At 28.9% G+C, this 17,052-nt stretch carries 15 protein-coding genes and 1 other annotated feature; of the genes, 14 read left to right on the top strand and 1 reads right to left on the bottom strand.

The window, feature by feature from the left end; all coding sequences use genetic code 11:
- Nucleotides 1-102: 102 nt before the first annotated feature.
- The 8 genes from AB3K27_RS19045 to AB3K27_RS19010 all read left to right on the top strand — a co-directional run bounded on the left by AB3K27_RS19045 (nucleotide 103) and on the right by AB3K27_RS19010 (nucleotide 5,134).
- Nucleotides 103-792: a DUF421 domain-containing protein gene (locus AB3K27_RS19045; RefSeq protein WP_368488915.1), complete on the top strand. Its 690-nt coding sequence runs from the start codon at nucleotides 103-105 to the stop codon at nucleotides 790-792.
- A gap of 304 nt (nucleotides 793-1,096) precedes the next feature.
- Nucleotides 1,097-1,453: a hypothetical protein gene (locus AB3K27_RS19040; protein ID WP_368488914.1), complete on the top strand. Its 357-nt coding sequence runs from the start codon at nucleotides 1,097-1,099 to the stop codon at nucleotides 1,451-1,453.
- Between the two features lie 321 nt (nucleotides 1,454-1,774).
- On the top strand, nucleotides 1,775-1,972 hold the full coding sequence (locus AB3K27_RS19035; RefSeq protein WP_368488913.1) for a cold-shock protein: 198 nt from the start codon (nucleotides 1,775-1,777) through the stop codon (nucleotides 1,970-1,972).
- A 582-nt stretch (nucleotides 1,973-2,554) separates the two neighbouring features.
- Entirely contained in the window at nucleotides 2,555-2,779 is a 225-nt protein-coding gene (locus AB3K27_RS19030; RefSeq protein ID WP_368488912.1) for a hypothetical protein, read from the top strand.
- Nucleotides 2,780-2,936: 157 nt separating this feature from the next.
- Complete coding sequence (locus AB3K27_RS19025) at nucleotides 2,937-3,389, top strand: transposase (protein WP_368491283.1); 453 nt, start codon at nucleotides 2,937-2,939, stop codon at nucleotides 3,387-3,389.
- A 390-nt stretch (nucleotides 3,390-3,779) separates the two neighbouring features.
- On the top strand, nucleotides 3,780-4,211 hold the full coding sequence (locus AB3K27_RS19020) for an Lrp/AsnC family transcriptional regulator (RefSeq protein WP_368488911.1): 432 nt from the start codon (nucleotides 3,780-3,782) through the stop codon (nucleotides 4,209-4,211).
- Between the two features lie 68 nt (nucleotides 4,212-4,279).
- Entirely contained in the window at nucleotides 4,280-4,585 is a 306-nt protein-coding gene (locus AB3K27_RS19015) for an NIPSNAP family protein (protein ID WP_368488910.1), read from the top strand.
- A 102-nt stretch (nucleotides 4,586-4,687) separates the two neighbouring features.
- On the top strand, nucleotides 4,688-5,134 hold the full coding sequence (locus AB3K27_RS19010) for a C-GCAxxG-C-C family protein (protein WP_368488909.1): 447 nt from the start codon (nucleotides 4,688-4,690) through the stop codon (nucleotides 5,132-5,134).
- Between the two features lie 600 nt (nucleotides 5,135-5,734).
- On the opposite strand, the gene AB3K27_RS19005 is transcribed toward AB3K27_RS19010, so the two are convergent.
- On the bottom strand, nucleotides 5,735-7,651 hold the full coding sequence (locus AB3K27_RS19005; protein WP_368488908.1) for an ATP-binding protein: 1,917 nt from the start codon (nucleotides 7,649-7,651) through the stop codon (nucleotides 5,735-5,737).
- A 932-nt stretch (nucleotides 7,652-8,583) separates the two neighbouring features.
- Between AB3K27_RS19005 and AB3K27_RS19000 the strand changes: the two genes are divergently transcribed.
- The 6 genes from AB3K27_RS19000 to AB3K27_RS18975 all read left to right on the top strand — a co-directional run bounded on the left by AB3K27_RS19000 (nucleotide 8,584) and on the right by AB3K27_RS18975 (nucleotide 17,046).
- The gene (locus AB3K27_RS19000; protein ID WP_368488907.1) at nucleotides 8,584-9,948 is read left to right on the top strand and encodes an alanine/glycine:cation symporter family protein; all 1,365 of its coding nucleotides are present in this window, start codon (nucleotides 8,584-8,586) and stop codon (nucleotides 9,946-9,948) included.
- A 180-nt stretch (nucleotides 9,949-10,128) separates the two neighbouring features.
- Nucleotides 10,129-10,185 (top strand) — a sequence feature (sodium ion sensor (DUF1646 type); this cis-regulatory element may regulate processes involved in with the transportation of sodium ions).
- Between the two features lie 44 nt (nucleotides 10,186-10,229).
- Nucleotides 10,230-11,411, top strand: coding sequence for a cation:proton antiporter (locus AB3K27_RS18995; protein WP_368488906.1), 1,182 nt, complete (start codon nucleotides 10,230-10,232; stop codon nucleotides 11,409-11,411).
- 234 nt (nucleotides 11,412-11,645) lie between these two features.
- The gene (locus tag AB3K27_RS18990) at nucleotides 11,646-12,635 is read left to right on the top strand and encodes a D-cysteine desulfhydrase family protein (protein ID WP_368488905.1); all 990 of its coding nucleotides are present in this window, start codon (nucleotides 11,646-11,648) and stop codon (nucleotides 12,633-12,635) included.
- Between the two features lie 161 nt (nucleotides 12,636-12,796).
- Nucleotides 12,797-14,026 carry a DUF445 domain-containing protein gene (locus tag AB3K27_RS18985; RefSeq protein ID WP_368488904.1) on the top strand — a complete coding sequence of 410 codons (1,230 nt, stop codon included), beginning with the start codon at nucleotides 12,797-12,799 and terminating at the stop codon, nucleotides 14,024-14,026.
- Between the two features lie 14 nt (nucleotides 14,027-14,040).
- Nucleotides 14,041-15,375 (top strand): DUF445 domain-containing protein, encoded by a 1,335-nt coding sequence (locus AB3K27_RS18980; protein ID WP_368488903.1) that lies wholly within the window; start codon nucleotides 14,041-14,043, stop codon nucleotides 15,373-15,375.
- A gap of 108 nt (nucleotides 15,376-15,483) precedes the next feature.
- A complete protein-coding gene (locus tag AB3K27_RS18975) occupies nucleotides 15,484-17,046 on the top strand; it encodes an Hsp70 family protein (RefSeq protein ID WP_368488902.1) in 1,563 nt (520 codons plus the stop codon).
- Nucleotides 17,047-17,052: the final 6 nt, after the last annotated feature.

Below are 17,052 nucleotides of genomic sequence, written 5' to 3'. Positions count from 1 at the left end.
CTGTCTTTCCTCTATATAAGAGAATCTCTAATAGGAGATGAATATTTCTTAAGGTCGAGGTGAATATATAAATATGAAAATATTTAATATAAGGAGTATATTATGACAAGAAAAATTATAGAAATAATTCTTAGGAGTGTTTCTACTTACATTATTCTATTAACCTTAGGAAGAATAATTGGAAGAAAATTGATATCAAGGATAACATTTTATGATTTTATAGTTGGAGTTGCACTTGGGTCTATTGCAGTAAGAATAGCATTAGGTTCACAAGAATCACCATTTTTAGCTACAATTTCAGTAATTGTTATTACTATATTAGTTGTTATTACAGATTATTTAAGTATTAAAAGTTTTAAATTTAGAACTTTAGTAGATGGAAAGCCTGTAGTATTAATAAGTAATGGGAAAGTATTGGATTATAATTTAAAAAAAGTGAAAATTGCAATAAATGAACTAATGATGCAGTTAAGAGAAAAAGATATATTTAATATAGAAGATGTAGAATTTGCAGTTATAGAAAATGATGGAGAACTAACTGTACTTCCTAAAACAAATAAGCAACCAATAACAGCTGGTGATTTAAATATTTCAATAAACTATACTGGTTTGACGAGTGATATAATTATCGATGGCAAAATAATGTATGATAATTTAAAATCAACTAATCATGATGAGGAATGGATTAGAGAACAGCTCAAGACTCATAATATTTGTGATGTGAAAGAAGTTTTCTATGCTGGCGTAAATGCTGCAGGAATTTTATATGTTTCAACAAAAACAAAGAAATAAATTAAAGAAGAATTTAGATTATCTGGTTAAACGATATGTTAAATAGAAGGTTGTTATATAGACTATTTACACTCAATTATTTCAGAATATTTTTAAAACATATCCATACCCGTATGCATAAAACTGTACCCCATTTTTATTTTAATTATATCTAATCTAAAACCCTTGTAAAGCCATGTAATTCCCCGGAACTTATTTTTTATTTTGCTATACTTTATATAGAATAATATTAAATATACATTATTTGCATTATACATATGTACTAATTAGTGATAATATTATAAGTGAAACGAGGTGTAAAAGAATGATACTTTATCATTTCTCAAATGAAAAACATGGCAAACTGGTTCCAAAACTAGGAGAAAAAAGGCGATTTGGAAAAGAAAATATTACGGGTAAAAAAGTATTGTTTTTAACTACTAATCCTGAAATGTTTCTTGAAAATGATGATGGCAGTAATTTTTTTCGATATAGATATAGTATAAAACTGAATAAAAATAATCCTCATCTGCATCCTGACGATAAATTTAATGATTTACTTCAAAAACATAATGAAGCATTCGAGTTAAAACATCCTATATCTAAATGGTTTTTCTATGATAATTCTCTTGAATATGTTGCAATATCTGAATGGGATAATAAATTATGCAAGTTTAATTAAAATATAAAAGTACATTAAATAATTACTAAATATTTCTCTTTAAAAGGAGGAATTTTTTCTTTTTTAGAGACATATACATTCTATAAATAGAAATGTAATGTTAGAGATATTGGAATCTAATAACTGAACAAAAATAATTTGCTTTCTTTAATAATGTGTGATATACTTAGCAAATACTTAAATGAATCGTAATTAATTTAAACACAGGTATATTTCAATAAGTACTTAAATAATATATATATTTATTATTATCGAAATTTTATTTAGTGTATTATGGTTATTACAAAGAGTTTAAGAAATAAAATTTTGGAGGTACTTATTATGACAGGTACGGTTAAATGGTTTAATGAGAACAAAGGATTTGGATTTATTACAGGAGAAGATGGAAAAGATGTTTTTGTACACTTTTCTCAAATAAATTCAGAAGGCTATAAAACACTTGATGAAGGTCAAAAAGTTTCCTTTGATAAAGTGAATGGACAAAAAGGACCACAAGCAGAAAATATTACTGTTCTTTAATTAGTGAATAATTTATCCCTTAGAAATATATCTAAGGGGTTTTTGAATTATATAGAATAAATGAGATGTAGTAAAGGGGGGAATTTCGATATTCCCCTCTTTATATTTACAGGACATATTAAACAATTAAACTAGCACTTATATTTTTGTTTTATGTTCTTTACAAATTCTTCTAGCTCCTGAGCAGCTTCAGGAAGCAGGTTATTATTTTCGACTGCAGTATTTAACTATAAAATATATTTAAAGTAATTAGGAACTTTTTACTCTATAAAATTTACACCTTTTTTACACCATAGTTACATTTGTTCTTATATATGCTTAGACATATACAGTTCAAGAATTGTTACAAATAGTACATTTAACACATTTTTAACACATTAGTTATATACATATCAATGATTATCATATTTTTATAACGAGCTGGCTGTCGCCTACCTGAAGACGCTCGGCAGGATGACATAGGAAGAAAAGGAATCAGAAAAGTGTTCCAAAAACGTACCCGAAAAATCCCAAGAGAGAAATAGAACCGATAATATAAATAATTTTAATAATAAAAATGAGCCAAAGTAACACAACAATATTTTGTACTATCGAGTGGGAGTAATAGTTGCACAGTCAGTTATATTATCTAAAATATCTCAAGAACTAAAAGATTCTTATTCTTCAGGTACAGAAGAAAGTAAAATTAAAGGATTGAGGAGATTTTTAAGTAACAAAGCTATTAATTGTGAGAAAATATATGAGTTTTTTCATATAGGCTACTACAAAACTATAAAAATCATTCAAAAAAATATATATAATTTTTGATCATACAACTATTATAGATAAATTTGTCATATTACAATTTTCTTTGAAAATAGGAAAAAGGGCAGTTCCCCTGTGGTATAAGGTGTTCTTATATGAAGATGATGGAAATAAACGTTTCAAGTATATTAAACAAGGGACTTAATTTTATACATAAAATATAGTTCCCTATGATTTTGATGTTACAATTTTAGCAGACAGAGGATTTAAAAGTGTTGATTTGTTTAAGTTTATAGATGAGACTTTAAAATCTAAATATTGTATTAGAAGTATAAAAAATTTAAAAATATCAATATGTTACAAAAATGATATAAAAAAGCCAGGAGATATAATTCCTTTAAAAGGAAAGACAAAACACTTTTACAATATAAAATTAACATCTAAAAATTATGTATGTAGCATGGCAGTCCACAGAGCAAAGGATTCCGATGATATCTGGTTCATAACCAATAATTTAAAACAGCCCTTTGCAATTAGAGAATATAAAAAGAGATTTGATATAGAAGAAATGTTTAGGGACTTTAAATCTGGTGTTAAATGGTTTAAAAGATGTTATTATTCTTTAAAAAGTAAATATTATTTAAAAGTTGCTTTTACATTATATGAATCTTAGTTCCTTTATATTTATATTGACATAAAACACTATCATAAGTATAAATTTATATTTACACTTTAATTAATTTATTCAATAATAATCAATTAGAAATATGATTGAATTCTTAAATATAAGCAGTAGTACTGATTATTATACTTTAATAGAATTTTATGTAAATTCGTTGTCTGTAGGTCAGCCCTTTCTATATTTAATATAAAATTTTTTTGTTAATTATATCCTGTTTTACTAATCGTAATAATAAAACACAAAATATAAAAATTTAATGTTATAAGTAATAATAATTTATACTTATTTATATAACTATAAGTTACTAATAGATTTATTTAATTACTATTAGTTATATTATTTAAGAAATATGTTACTATATATTATAAAGGACGTGAGCTCATGGATGATATAGATAAAAAAATCCTTAAAGCACTTATTGATAATGGTAGAGAATCACATGAAAGTATAAGCAAAAATCTAAATTTGTCCAGACCTGCTGTTCGCCAAAGAGTAAAAAAACTTGAAGACTGCGGGGTAATTAAAAGATATAAAGCAATAGTTGATTGGGATAAGTTGGGGCAAAATATACATGTCTTTATACATTTAAAAATAAATGCAGTAATTATTAAAGATATTATTAAGAAAATTAAGAAGATCAATGTTAATGGTACATTTTTAGAAGAATGTCATAGGTTAGCAGGTGAATGGTGCATAGTGCTAAAAGTAAGAAGTATTTCACCACATAATATAACTGATTATATTGACGAACTATTAAAGATAAATGGAATGGTAGGGACATCAACAACTTTTATCTTATCCTCTATCGAATAATATCATATAGAAATTATTTTAATTAAGAAATGTACAATAAAAAAATTATTAATAAATGAGGTGAAATAATGGTTACAAGTTACTTAAAATATGTAATTGACCCATATAAATTGAATGAATTTGAGAAATACGCAAAATTGTGGATACAACTTGTAAATCATATGGGTGGTATTCATCATGGATATTTTATGCCACATGAAGGTGCTAATAATATTGCTTATGATTTATTTAGCTTTCCCAATCTCGCTAAATATGAGAAGTATCGAAAAGAAATTAATACAGATAAGGAATGTCAAGCAGTATTGGCATACGCAGAAGAAACAAGATGCATTATTAGTTTTGAAAGAAGTTTTATGCGTCCAGTATTTGAGTAAAACTATAATTAGTTTTATTACTTTATAATTTAAGTATTTAGACTTATTAAGAAATATTTTTATGTTTGCAACAGTACTGTAATTGAGGTAGGAGGGGAAGTAATGGGAAATTACAGAGCCATGATTAATGATAGAGTACATAAGTATTACTGGGAAGATGATATAAATTGTGCAACTACAGTTTTAAAAACTTTAGCAGAAATATGCAAGATAGATTTAACTTCTCAAGTCATAGATTCTGCAATTGGAATGCATGGTGCAGGGAAATTTGGTGCTCAATGTGGATTAGTAGAGGGTTCTCTTATGTTTATAGGTATCTTTGGAAGAAAACTTGGGTATGGAAATCAAAGTATTGTGAGTTATTGTTATAATTTTGCAAGCAAATTTGAAAATAGCTTTGGAAGTATAGTTTGCAGGGATTTACGTGTCCAAGGCTTTAGATCAGATGACCCTCCTCATGTTTGTGAAGAAATTACTAAAAAAGCAATTGAATTTACATACAATTATATTAATAGTATAGAAAAAAATTATCATAAAAAATATGAGTGATGCTCTTTGAAAATTGAATAATACAGTATTACCAGATGTATCTATTAAAAACATTCTACTTATTTTTTTATAGTTTCAATCATTCCAATAGACTTCAAAGCACATATATAAATTTATCTGTATATAATTGCTATTTGTGAATTTATAATATCTCCATATTCCACAAATGGCTCTTGTAGTTTTTCATCAATCGTGTTTATTAACTTATCTTGTACCTCTAATAATTGAGTTTCCAATTTTTTATATTTCTTGCATTGAATATAATCCCCTAAAATTGTTTTATGGAAGCAAAAGCATACTCACTCAAATTTCCTGATTGGGAACCAGTAGAGTTTAAAATTAGTCGTTGAAGTTGCACTTGGCGTGTGTGGTTCATTTCATGGTAGCAATCAGTATATAGAGGCACTTTCTCGGACCCTCAAAGAGGCAGGGCTGTCTTTGCCGATATAGAAAGATAGGATAAATAAAAAGAGGAGGATAATTTAATTTGCCTTCCTCTTTCTTTGGTTTTGGCTGTTTATAATTTTCAATTCATATGGAAAAAAGCATTTCGCATGATCAAATTCTATCTAAACTTAGGAATCAGTTGATTGTAAATAACTATAAATAAATATCAGAAAACTCTATATTGATACTTTCTATAAGATGATTATCTAATAAATTTATCATTTCTTTTTCTTTGCATTTCTGATTTATTTTTTCATCGGGAAGTAAGAGCGAAAAAGTACTACCTATACCAACTTTACTTTTAACAGATATACTACCTCCTAATGCTTCAATCAGCTTTTTCACCAGTGATAAACCGATACCTGTACCTTCTGCTTGTCTTGATAGTGAGCTATCCACTTGTCCAAATCTTTCAAAGATTATATCTACTTTATCCGGTGGTATACCGATTCCATTATCTTTGACTTTAACACATATATTTCCTTTTATAGAACACAAATTTACAACAATAAATTTACCTTCTGGTGTGAATTTAATAGAGTTAGAAAGTAAGTTTAAAAGTATTCTCTCATATTTTTCATCATCAATTGCTATTACCTTCTCTTTAAATGAAGATGTAAGTTTTATCTCGATTTGTTTATTTGAAGCATAACTGCGTACAGAATCAATGATGGTTTTTGTCAGAAATACAATGTCAATATTTTTTTTATTAATCTTGATATGTTCTGCATTAGCACGGGTAATATCAAGAAGGTTATTTACTAATCTTAGTTGTCTAAAGGTATTCTGTCTTATCATACCTATATACTTTTTAGCTTTATCCGATAATTCCTCATGACAAATAGAGTTCATTGCTTGAGTAGCACTACTAATAACATTAAGTGGTGTCCTAAGTTCATGTGATATTATTGAGAGAAATTCGTCTTTCATTTTTATAGTATTTTCAAGTGCTTCACGTTTCTTTTGACCATATTTAACTTTTTCTGAAATATTATGTACACACAGGGCAGCGTAGTCTATTCTTCCTTTTACATTATAAATAGGAGTTCCAGTGATACTATAATAAACAGTTTTATCAGGCTTTTTTGCTGTTACAAAGAATTCATTTATCTTTTCACCTTTTAATATTCTTAAACCTAGAGAATTACTTATGTCAATCTCATTTCCATCTTGATTGTAGTATCTAGTTTGAGTACAACTATCTCTATTATTAATGATATTCTCTGACTTGTATAATAAATCTTCAGCTGCTTTATTAAGCATAGTTAATTTATTATTCTTGTCCAATAAAAGCAATCCATCAGCCATATTTTCAACAAATAGTTCCAGCAGTTTTTTTTGTTTTTCTATTACTCTATTCTTTTTTTCCAGTTGCCTTCTATAAAGAACTCTTTCAGTTACTTCATCACAGAAAATTAAAATATATCTAACATTTTGGTTTTCATATAAAGGCATAAAAGTAATATCCCAGTATGTTGTACCCCTTGAAAATTTATGGAGTTCAAACTCTTTTAAATGTTCTGATTTACCATTTGTAACTATATTAAATATAGCATCGGCACCACTGTATGACCATCCTTTGATAATTTCGCCTATAAATCTACCCAATGCATTTTCCGGAGTATTATACGGAGCGTCAAGAAAATTAAGGTACATTTGATTAGTTTTAAGTAAAATATAATCTGGAATGCTATATATTGCTACTCCATATATATTCTCCGAAGATATTTGAGAAAGAAAACTAAATCTATGCTCAAATCGTAAATTTGATTTTTCTGTTAAAATATATATTTGTTCATTTTTTTCTTTTACTACCTCAATACTAACAAATCTAACTTGAAGTGATTTGGTAAACAAAAAATAGTTATTATATTCGTCAATGTTGTCAATATTAATATTTGGACCGACTTTTAAAGTTCTAAATACATCTGCTATATTTCTATTTAGCAGTTCATCATAAGTATATTCAGTCATTTCAATGAATTGTTTACTAACTGTTATGATTCCTCCACCCTTTACGAATATAACTGCAACTCTATTCAAGGTGTTAAGGAAATTTTCATCATGCATAATAATACCTCCCAGGATTCCAAAGCATGGTAATTTATGTTTATAATTACATAAGAATATTTTACCACCATATAGGACATATTTCCATTCTGTGTTATTTGAACTAATTGATTGTAATTTTCACAATAGAAAGAGAAGAATTTATGAAATAAAAGAAATTAAAAAGATGCTTAATTAATATAGATGATAATGTGTATTTATTAAAAAGATTGGTTTAAGAAGGTAGAAAATATTTAACTAACGCATTTTGCTATAAAAAACAGCCTTTTATAATTAAGTTGATTTTACTTATAAAAAGCTATTTTACAGATTTTTTTCACAATCCCTTTTTATATTACAGGTGGTGGTTTTCTTCAGCAGCTTGTGCAATTGCTTTAGCTCTAGTATCATGCAGATGCTGAGGTGGAGGGTAGATAGAGTACAATTTAAGAGGTCTATTATCGGTATTGATTATATTGTGCCATCATTTACCAATAGGTATCAAGATTGCAAAGTCATTATAGATTTTCCTTTAACTCAATTAAACTATCATCCTTTCCAGATTGCCAAATATCAAATCTTAAGTTATAATCCATTTCATCAGTAAAAGGAATATATTGATCAGTAAACTCATTAGAAAAATTATACCATGGTGTGTTGACCCAGTAAGGATATGGATATACTTTATAAGCGATAGAATACATATGATCATCATATTAAAAGTAAGCAATGTTAATATATAAAAATCCTTCATCAATTTTGTATTATAAAGAATGCCCATACTGCAAGAAAATAAAAGTATTTTTAAGAAATATCAAATAATTGTGAACAGTGGGGACTTGTGTATTATTGATAAATATGAGTTTATTTGATACAATATTAACAATATAATTAATTTTTACGATTGATTTTTATGTTTTTATCAATATTATTATGAGAGGAGTGTTGTTTTAATGGAAGGACTTATTAATGCTTTGAACAGTATAGACAGCGTTTTATGGGGTGTGCCCATGATTGTCGTACTTTTTGGGACACATATTTTCTTTACTTTCAGAACTGGATTTATCCAAAAAAAAGTATTTACAGGAATTAAATTATCTGTTACTAAAGATCCTGATGGTGAAGGAGATGTATCTCAATTTGGTGCCCTTAGTACTGCTTTAGCAGCCACTATAGGTACAGGTAACATAATTGGTGTTGCAACAGCAGTAACTTTAGGGGGACCTGGTGCTGTGCTTTGGATGTGGTTTACAGGTGTGTTTGGTATAGCTACGAAATATGCCGAAGCTCTTATATCTGTAAAATATAGAGTGAAAACTGAAGATGGAACTATGCTTGGGGGAGCTATGTATGCCCTTGAAAGAGGACTTAAAATGAAATGGCTTGGAATAATTTTTTGTATATTTACTGCTTTGGCTGCTTTTGGAATAGGGTGTTCTACTCAAACAAATGCAGTTGCAGCAACTTTACATAACAGCTTTGGAATTCCTACATGGATTTCAGGAATTGTAATTGCTATTTTTGTAGGTGCTGTTGTTATTGGGGGGGTACAATCTATTACTAAAGTATGTGAAAAGTTAGTACCCTTTATGGCTATATTTTATGTACTAGGATGTTTAATTATTTTAGTAATGAATGCAGACGTTTTGGGACAAACAGTTGTTACTATAGTTAAAGCAGCGTTTTCTCCACAGGCTGCAGGAGGTGGGTTTATAGGATCTACTGTTGCCATTGCTTGCCGTTATGGTGCTGCAAGAGGTTTGTTTTCCAATGAGTCAGGTATGGGTTCTGCTCCTATTGTAGCAGCTGCTGCTAAAACTAAAAATCCTGTGAGACAGGCCCTTGTGTCTATGACAGGTACTTTTTGGGATACAGTAGTAATATGCTTAATGACAGGACTTGTAATTGTAAGCAGCGTAATTAAGAATCCTGCTATTGATACAAACACTTCTTCCCTACTTACAAGTGCTGCTTGGGATCAAATTCCTGTAATAGGCCCGATTATAATAGCCATTGCCTTAGCTATATTTGCACTTTCTACAGTATTAGGATGGTCTTATTACGGAGAGAGAGCTGCTGAATATTTATTTGGTAAGAAGGTTATTAGACCTTACAGAGTCGCATGGGTAATAGTAGCCTTGATAGGTACACTTGTGAGTCTTGATCTTGTATGGACAATTGCAGATATATTGAATGCATTGATGGTAATTCCAAATGTAGTAGCAATGTTTCTTCTCAGTGGAGTTATTGCAGCTGAAACCAAGAAGTATGTTAACAATCTTGATTTACCTTCAGAAGATAAGGAAAAGGTATCTTGATTTGGAAGTGATTTAGGAAAACTAATTATTTTTATAAAAATTTAAAATAAACTGTAATATGATATTGGATTGCATATGTAGATATCCTTTAGATTATTATATGTTTGCGGAATATTTTTGAATATGTTATTATTGTAGGCATAACATATGTGCATAATAGAATACTGACTATATAATTTCGGTTGAACAAATTTTAATTTGATTTCAAGATAAATATGGCTTTTAGGGTGGAAAGTCCTTTATAGGACTTTCCATTATTTTTTTAAATTTAGGAGGTAGCTATGGAAAAGGCATTGTTAAATATTGTATTGATACTTGTATTTACAAAAACAGGAGGAATAATAAGCAGAAAGATGAAAATGCCGGAAGTGTTGGGGGCATTGATTGCAGGTGTAATACTTGGACCGGTTGTATTAAATATTGTACAATATGATGATAATATAAAATTGCTTTCAAATCTTGGAGTAATTTTGCTTATGTTTCTTGCGGGACTGGAGACTAATGTAGAAGAGTTTAAAAAAGCTGGATTGTCATCATTTATAATTGCATTAGGCGGCATAATACTTCCTCTTGTTTTGGGGACTTTAGGGGCGTATATGTTTTTTAGTGATTTTTGGGAGAATATATTTGTAGGAGTTATATTGACTGCCACCAGCGTGAGTATTACAGCAGAAACTCTTAAAGAACTTGGAAAACTAAATACAAGGGCAGGCATAAATATTCTTGGAGCAGCAGTAATAGATGATATTCTCGGGCTTATACTTATATCTATAGTTCTTGCAGTAGCACAAACTTCCGGTTCAAATACTGAGGTTTCAGGTACATTGTCAATTGTATATGTATTTGTAAAAGTAATGTTGTTCTGTATAACTTCTATAATTGCACTGGTATATATGCCAAAATATATGAATAAATTTAAGAATTATATAAAACCGGGAAGAGAATTTCTTACATTTTCTATAGCATTTGCCGTACTCATAGCATATATTGCTGAAATTTTAGGTATAGCAGCTATTACCGGGGCGTATATAGCTGGACTCATACTTTCATCATTTGTTCATAGAGAATATTTAGAGAGAAATGTAAAAGCAATCTCATCAGGTTTTTTATCTCTTATATTTTTTGCAAGTGTTGGAATTGAAGCAAACTTGAAGGGATTAACTTTAGAAGTAGTTCTTATTACCCTAGTTATGTTTGTCATAGCAGTTATTGGCAAGGTAATAGGATGTGGTGCTGCTGCCAGACTTATGAAGATGAGTAAAAGTGAATCCGTACAGATTGGAGCTGGTATGATCTCAAGGGGGGAAGTAGCAATTATTACTGCTAATATAGGCCTTCAAAAGGGGATAATTTCAGAGGAAATATTTCTTCCAACTTTGATTGTTGTGATATTGACTACGATTATAACACCTATTCTACTCAAATTATCTTTTTCTCATAAAAGAATGGCTAAATTGAATTGAAGCGTTACATATGAGCAGCTGCTGTGTGCAAAGTATGGAATTATTAATTGTGGATAACTATTTGGGCAGTGATATCATCACTTCTTGAATAGTTATTTTATATATAAATGTTATAAAAAATAATTGCAGTAATTTCTATAAAAACTATTAGATATGGATTTAGTATTATATTGTATTGATTTATTTGTTATAATTACAATGTAGGAAAGATTTTTTAAAGGTGGAGATAATTAAATGATTAAAATTCCAGAAAAAATAAATATGGCTAATTTGCCAACTAAAATAGAGAAAATGGAAAAACTATCGAAAAAACTAGGTGGACCAGATATATACATAAAACGGGATGATCAGACTGGAACAGAGATTTCTGGGAATAAGATAAGAAAGTTAGAATTTTCTGCAGCAGAAGCTGCGGATAAAGGATATGATACATTAATTACTTGTGGTGGAATTCAGTCAAATCATTGTAGGGCTACTGCAGCAGTGGCTGTAAAGCTCGGTTTTAAGTGTTGTCTGGTTCTAAATGGCAGTAAAGATACAGAAGTCGACGGAAACCTTTTATTGGATAAGCTTTTAGGAGCCGAAATTTATTTTGTTTCTCAAGAGGAATATGAAAATAGAAGAATGGAAGTTATGAAAGAAATTAAAACCAATATGGAAAATAAGGGGCTGAAACCTTATATTATTCCAGAGGGTGCATCAAATGGAATAGGAGGTTTTGGTTATTATAGAGCTATAGAGGAAATAATGCTCCAGGAAAAAGAAATGAAAGTACATTTTGATGGAATTGTTATTGCTACAGGTTCTGGGGGAACCTATTCAGGACTGTTATTAGGCAGCAGAATATTAAATTATGATGCTAAAATTTATGGAGTTAATGTATGCCAGAATGAGAAATATTTTAAGGATAGGATTTATGAAATATTACATGATAGCATGAAATATATTGATGTGAACCTTAATTTTTCAAAGGATGAAATAAATATCATAGATGGATATGTAGGTAGAGGATATGCCTTGAGCCGTGAAGAGGAACTGGAATTTATTAAGGAACTTGCAAAGTTAGAAGGGATAATATTGGATCCTGTATATACAGGTAAAGCAATGTATGGATTGACCCAGGAAATTAAAAAGGGGAAATTCAGTGAATATAAAAATTTATTATTTATCCATACTGGAGGAATATTTGGAATATTTCCTCAAAAATCTCAGTTTAGAGTTTAATTTGTGATCCATATTTGAGTAAATAGGAAAAAATAAAAAGGAAGCTTTTTACAAATTGGCAGGGACATAGGATAATAGTAAATATGCCGTATAATTCTAGAAATCATATATTAAAAGATATCGGATAAAACTATAAAGCTATGAAAGTGGGTTATTGTAAGATGAATCGCTATAAGGCAACAATAATATTGATTATAGTTACCCTTGGATATTTAATAACTTGTCCTTTTTATAAGACTTTTTGGGGCGGATTAATAAGCAGTGCTTTTTGTGCTTCCATGATTGGAGGCTTTGCTGACTGGTATGGTATTACTGCATTATTTAAAAAACCTCTTGGAATTCCTTTTAAAACAGAGATAATACCGAGAAATAGGGAAAAAATACTTGAGGGTCTAGTTAATATGGTTACGGAAGAATTATTGTCTAAGGAATATTTAAAGAAATTTTTATTGGAATATGATACTTCTAAACCTATTTTAAAATTTTTATTTGAAGATAATGGGGATAAGGATATCAAAAAAATAGTTGGATTAATAGTAGAAGAAAGTTTAACTGGAGATAATTCAGGTAATGGAGGTATAAATTCCAATTCACTTATAAATAGATTGATGGAGTTTAATTTATGGAAAGTCATAATTTCTTCTTTGCAGATTTCTCTTATAAAAGGAAGTGGAGATAAAGTTATTAATTTTATAATTGAAGAAATACAAACAATTATAAAGACGGAAAAGGCCAGTAAAATACTTGAGGAACTTGTTAGTAAAACAAAGGTGTCTTATGAAAGAGGTGCTAGAAGAAGGGCAATAGTGAATACAGTGGTATTAGACTTTATACTTAATTTATCTCCAGATAAAATTGCTGTAATAATTCAAAAAGATCTGGTTCAATATTTAAATAATATTAAGGATTTGGATAATCAGGAAAGAATTAAATTTAAGAAATGGATTGTCATTAAACTAAATAATATAGTTTCAGATGAGGATATGGAAGAAAAATTTAAAGCCTGGAAAATAAGCGGATTTAAAGATATTAGTATTGACCATTATACAGGGAAACAATTCAAAGAAAATAAAATAGTAAAAAGTTTTGTGGGTGAAATAGAAAATGAAATTTATAGTTTTATTTGTAGATTTAGGTATAATATAGATGTGCAGAAAAAAGTAGATATTTATTTAAAAACATTGCTAAATAAATTTATTGATAATTTCCATAATAGCATAGGTGAGGTTATAAAGGAGAATTTAAATAAATATTCAAATGATATGCTCATAGAATTAATTGAATCAAAAGCAGGCAATGATCTGCAGCTGATTAGAATCAATGGTTCTGTAGTGGGTGGCCTGGTAGGGATTCTGTTTTTTCTTTTAAATAGTATATTTTACATATCTTAAATGGGAGAAATGAGATGAAAAACAAGAAAATAGCAGATATGCTTTTAATAATTCTATTTATTGCTTTTGGTATAAGTATTCTGTTAAAAATACATTTTGATAATAATTTTTATGTGAGAATGGCAGGCTTTATTATAGAAGCAGCTTTAGTAGGAAGCATAGCTGATTGGTTTGCCGTAACTGCACTGTTTAAAAAACCATTGGGATTTTCATGGCATACTGCTGTAATACCTAGAAACAGGGTTAAAGTTGTAGAGCAAATAGTTAATGTAGTAGAAAATGAACTTTTAAGTAGGAAAATATTGAAAGAAAAAATAGATGCATTAAATATTACAGATAATATAATTGAATTTATTGAAGATAGTGCTAAAGATAAAACTGTTTTTTATGATCAATTAAAAGATCTTGCTGAAAATATTATTGGATGCATTGATTCAAGTAATGTAGCCTTATTTATTGAAAAAAATCTTAGACATAAATTAAAAGAATTTAATTTATCTTTATGGCTTAGTGAGATACTTAAATTTGCTATAGGAGATAAACATTGCAAAATATTATTTAAATCTATATTGGAAGAATTAATTATTAAAACAGATGAAGAAAAAGTCAATAAAGAAATTAGTAAAATTATAGATAAACTTATAAAAGATAATGTAAACAAGGTAAAGGGATTTAAAAAAATTCTAATGGAATTTGCTTTAGGGGTAGGCAAGGGGACCAATACTATAAATGTAAATGATATTGCTTCTTCAATTCAGGAACAGATAATAGAAACGCTTCATAGTTTAAAGGATGAAGAACAGTTAATTCATACTGAATTCTTAAATAAAATTGAAATTTTAATAGAAAAACTTAAGGAGGATGAAGAATTAATAAATAATATTGAAAAATGGAAGCAGAAAACTATAGCAAAAATTGAAATACAGGATGAATTGGAAAAAATCATAACAAGTATTTCTTATATTTTTAAAAGTGAACCTGATGAAAAAATTCAATCTCATGTAGATAACATACAGCCTTTAATTGCATGGGTAAAAGATGAACTGCATAATTATTGGAATCACCTTAAAACTGACAATAAATTTAAAAACACAGTTAATGAATGTATAAAGGAATTAATTTATAATGTGGTTAAATCAAGCTATGGTGTTATTGGCGCTATTATAAAAAAAGTATTGAATAATATGACAGATGAATCATTGAATAATTTTATCCAGTTAAAGGTTGGCAATGAATTAAATTGGATACGCATCAATGGATGTATAATTGGAGCAATTTTTGGTTTTATTGTTTTTCTTTTTATAAATCAGGTTTATTTACCTTTAATTACAAAAATGTTTCATTTATAATATTTTTAATAAAAATATACAGTAGGTATTAACGTGACAATATAGTCCTTAACAGTTTGTTATTGATAATATTGTCATTATTTTTCTAATAGAAAGGAGACATTGAATATGTCAGTAGTTGTAGGTATTGATTTAGGTACTACTAATTCAGTTATTTCTTATGTAAAGAGGGGAAAAGTAAAAACTATACTTTTAGATGGAAAAAATACTTTTCCTTCCGTAGTATCAATCAGTAATGGCAAAATTATTACAGGATATCCAGCAAAGGCTAAGCTTATAATGGATCCTTCAAATACCATAAGTTCAACAAAAAGGGATATGGGAAAGGACACTACCTACATTATAGGAAAGCAAAAAATGACTTCACAGGATATAGCCTGTGAAATATTAAAGGCCATTAAGGAGAAAGCAGAATTTACACTAGGTGAAAAAATCACCGATGCAGTAATAACTACACCGGCATATTTTACATCGGAACAGAGAAAAGCAACAAAAAATGCAGCCAGGAAAGCTGGATTCAATGTACTTAGGTTGATGGCAGAACCATCTGCTGCTGCAGTGAGTTATGGGATAAATCAAAATAAAGACCAAATTATAATGGTATACGATTTAGGGGGAGGAACCTTTGATGTCTCCATAATGAAGGTAAAGGGAAATAGATTTGAAGCCATTGCCCTTGATGGAGATTCAAGGCTTGGAGGAGATGATTTTGATGAGAGAATATGTAGTGTTGTATATAAAAGAATAAAGGAAGATACTAAAATTGATATTGAAATGGGAAAAGAAAGAGAATATGCAGCCGCTAGACAGAAAATTAAAGAGGCTGCTGAAAATGCCAAAATTGAACTGTCTTCGAAGGAGAATACCTCAATTATTATTCCTAATATTTTAAAGGATTATCATCTGGATTTTGAATTATCAAAGGATGAATATTATGATTTGATAAAACCTCTCATTGATAAAACCATACAGAAGGTGAAAAGTGTATTAAAAGATGCCAATATGACCTCAGAAGATATTGACAGATTGATTTTAGTGGGGGGAGCCACTAAGACTCCAATAATTAGAGAAATATTAAAAAAAGAAGTAAGAGACCCATTTACTGCACCTAATGTAGATGAAGTAGTATCAAATGGAGCTGCCATATTAGCAGTAAGTCTTTCAAATTCTATAGCCAGTGAAGAAAGCAGTGCTATTACAGATATATTTAAGGAAGATCTTATGTTGGATGAAAAAGTTAATTTCAGTTATGGAGTAGCTTTGTTAAATAACGAAAATGTACTGGAATTTTGTCCGGTTGTTTATAAAAATACACTATTACCATGTAGGGCAGGCTTGATTGCCTATACTGTGGATGAATACCAAGAAGTTGTTACATTCAGAGTTTTTAGGGGAGAACATAAAGAACTGGAAAAAGATGAGGAGGTAGGACAGTTGAAAATTTCTATTACCAAACCTGAAAAAGAAGAAGTAGCTGTAGGAGCCATTTTTGAGATGGATGATGATAATATAATCCATTTTACAGGGGTAGAATTAATGGAAAATAGTTATACAATGCCTATTATCCGTAAGGCTTTTGAAAATGATGGACAATTGGATTTGAATTTAGTAGAAGAGTTAATTAGAAGTGAAAAGATTAAGTCTAAAAAAATTGATATAAAGACAAAATGATAATTT

Origin of the sequence: Clostridium sp. BJN0013 (assembly GCF_040939125.1) — a bacterium.
GTDB lineage: Bacteria > Bacillota > Clostridia > Clostridiales > Clostridiaceae > Clostridium_B.
This window is presented reverse-complemented; position numbering and strand designations above follow the sequence as displayed.

Excerpts from the sequence above, each read along its gene's own strand:
- AB3K27_RS19045 (WP_368488915.1), top strand. The coding sequence starts at position 103 with ATGACAAGAAAAATTATAGAAATAATTCTTAGGAGTGTTTCTACTTAC.
- AB3K27_RS19040 (WP_368488914.1), top strand. The coding sequence starts at position 1,097 with ATGATACTTTATCATTTCTCAAATGAAAAACATGGCAAACTGGTTCCA.
- AB3K27_RS19035 (WP_368488913.1), top strand. The coding sequence starts at position 1,775 with ATGACAGGTACGGTTAAATGGTTTAATGAGAACAAAGGATTTGGATTT.
- AB3K27_RS19020 (WP_368488911.1), top strand. The coding sequence starts at position 3,780 with ATGGATGATATAGATAAAAAAATCCTTAAAGCACTTATTGATAATGGT.
- AB3K27_RS19015 (WP_368488910.1), top strand. The coding sequence starts at position 4,280 with ATGGTTACAAGTTACTTAAAATATGTAATTGACCCATATAAATTGAAT.
- AB3K27_RS19010 (WP_368488909.1), top strand. The coding sequence starts at position 4,688 with ATGGGAAATTACAGAGCCATGATTAATGATAGAGTACATAAGTATTAC.
- AB3K27_RS19005 (WP_368488908.1), bottom strand. The coding sequence starts at position 7,651 with ATGCATGATGAAAATTTCCTTAACACCTTGAATAGAGTTGCAGTTATA.
- AB3K27_RS19000 (WP_368488907.1), top strand. The coding sequence starts at position 8,584 with ATGGAAGGACTTATTAATGCTTTGAACAGTATAGACAGCGTTTTATGG.
- AB3K27_RS18995 (WP_368488906.1), top strand. The coding sequence starts at position 10,230 with ATGGAAAAGGCATTGTTAAATATTGTATTGATACTTGTATTTACAAAA.
- AB3K27_RS18990 (WP_368488905.1), top strand. The coding sequence starts at position 11,646 with ATGATTAAAATTCCAGAAAAAATAAATATGGCTAATTTGCCAACTAAA.
- AB3K27_RS18985 (WP_368488904.1), top strand. The coding sequence starts at position 12,797 with ATGAATCGCTATAAGGCAACAATAATATTGATTATAGTTACCCTTGGA.
- AB3K27_RS18980 (WP_368488903.1), top strand. The coding sequence starts at position 14,041 with ATGAAAAACAAGAAAATAGCAGATATGCTTTTAATAATTCTATTTATT.
- AB3K27_RS18975 (WP_368488902.1), top strand. The coding sequence starts at position 15,484 with ATGTCAGTAGTTGTAGGTATTGATTTAGGTACTACTAATTCAGTTATT.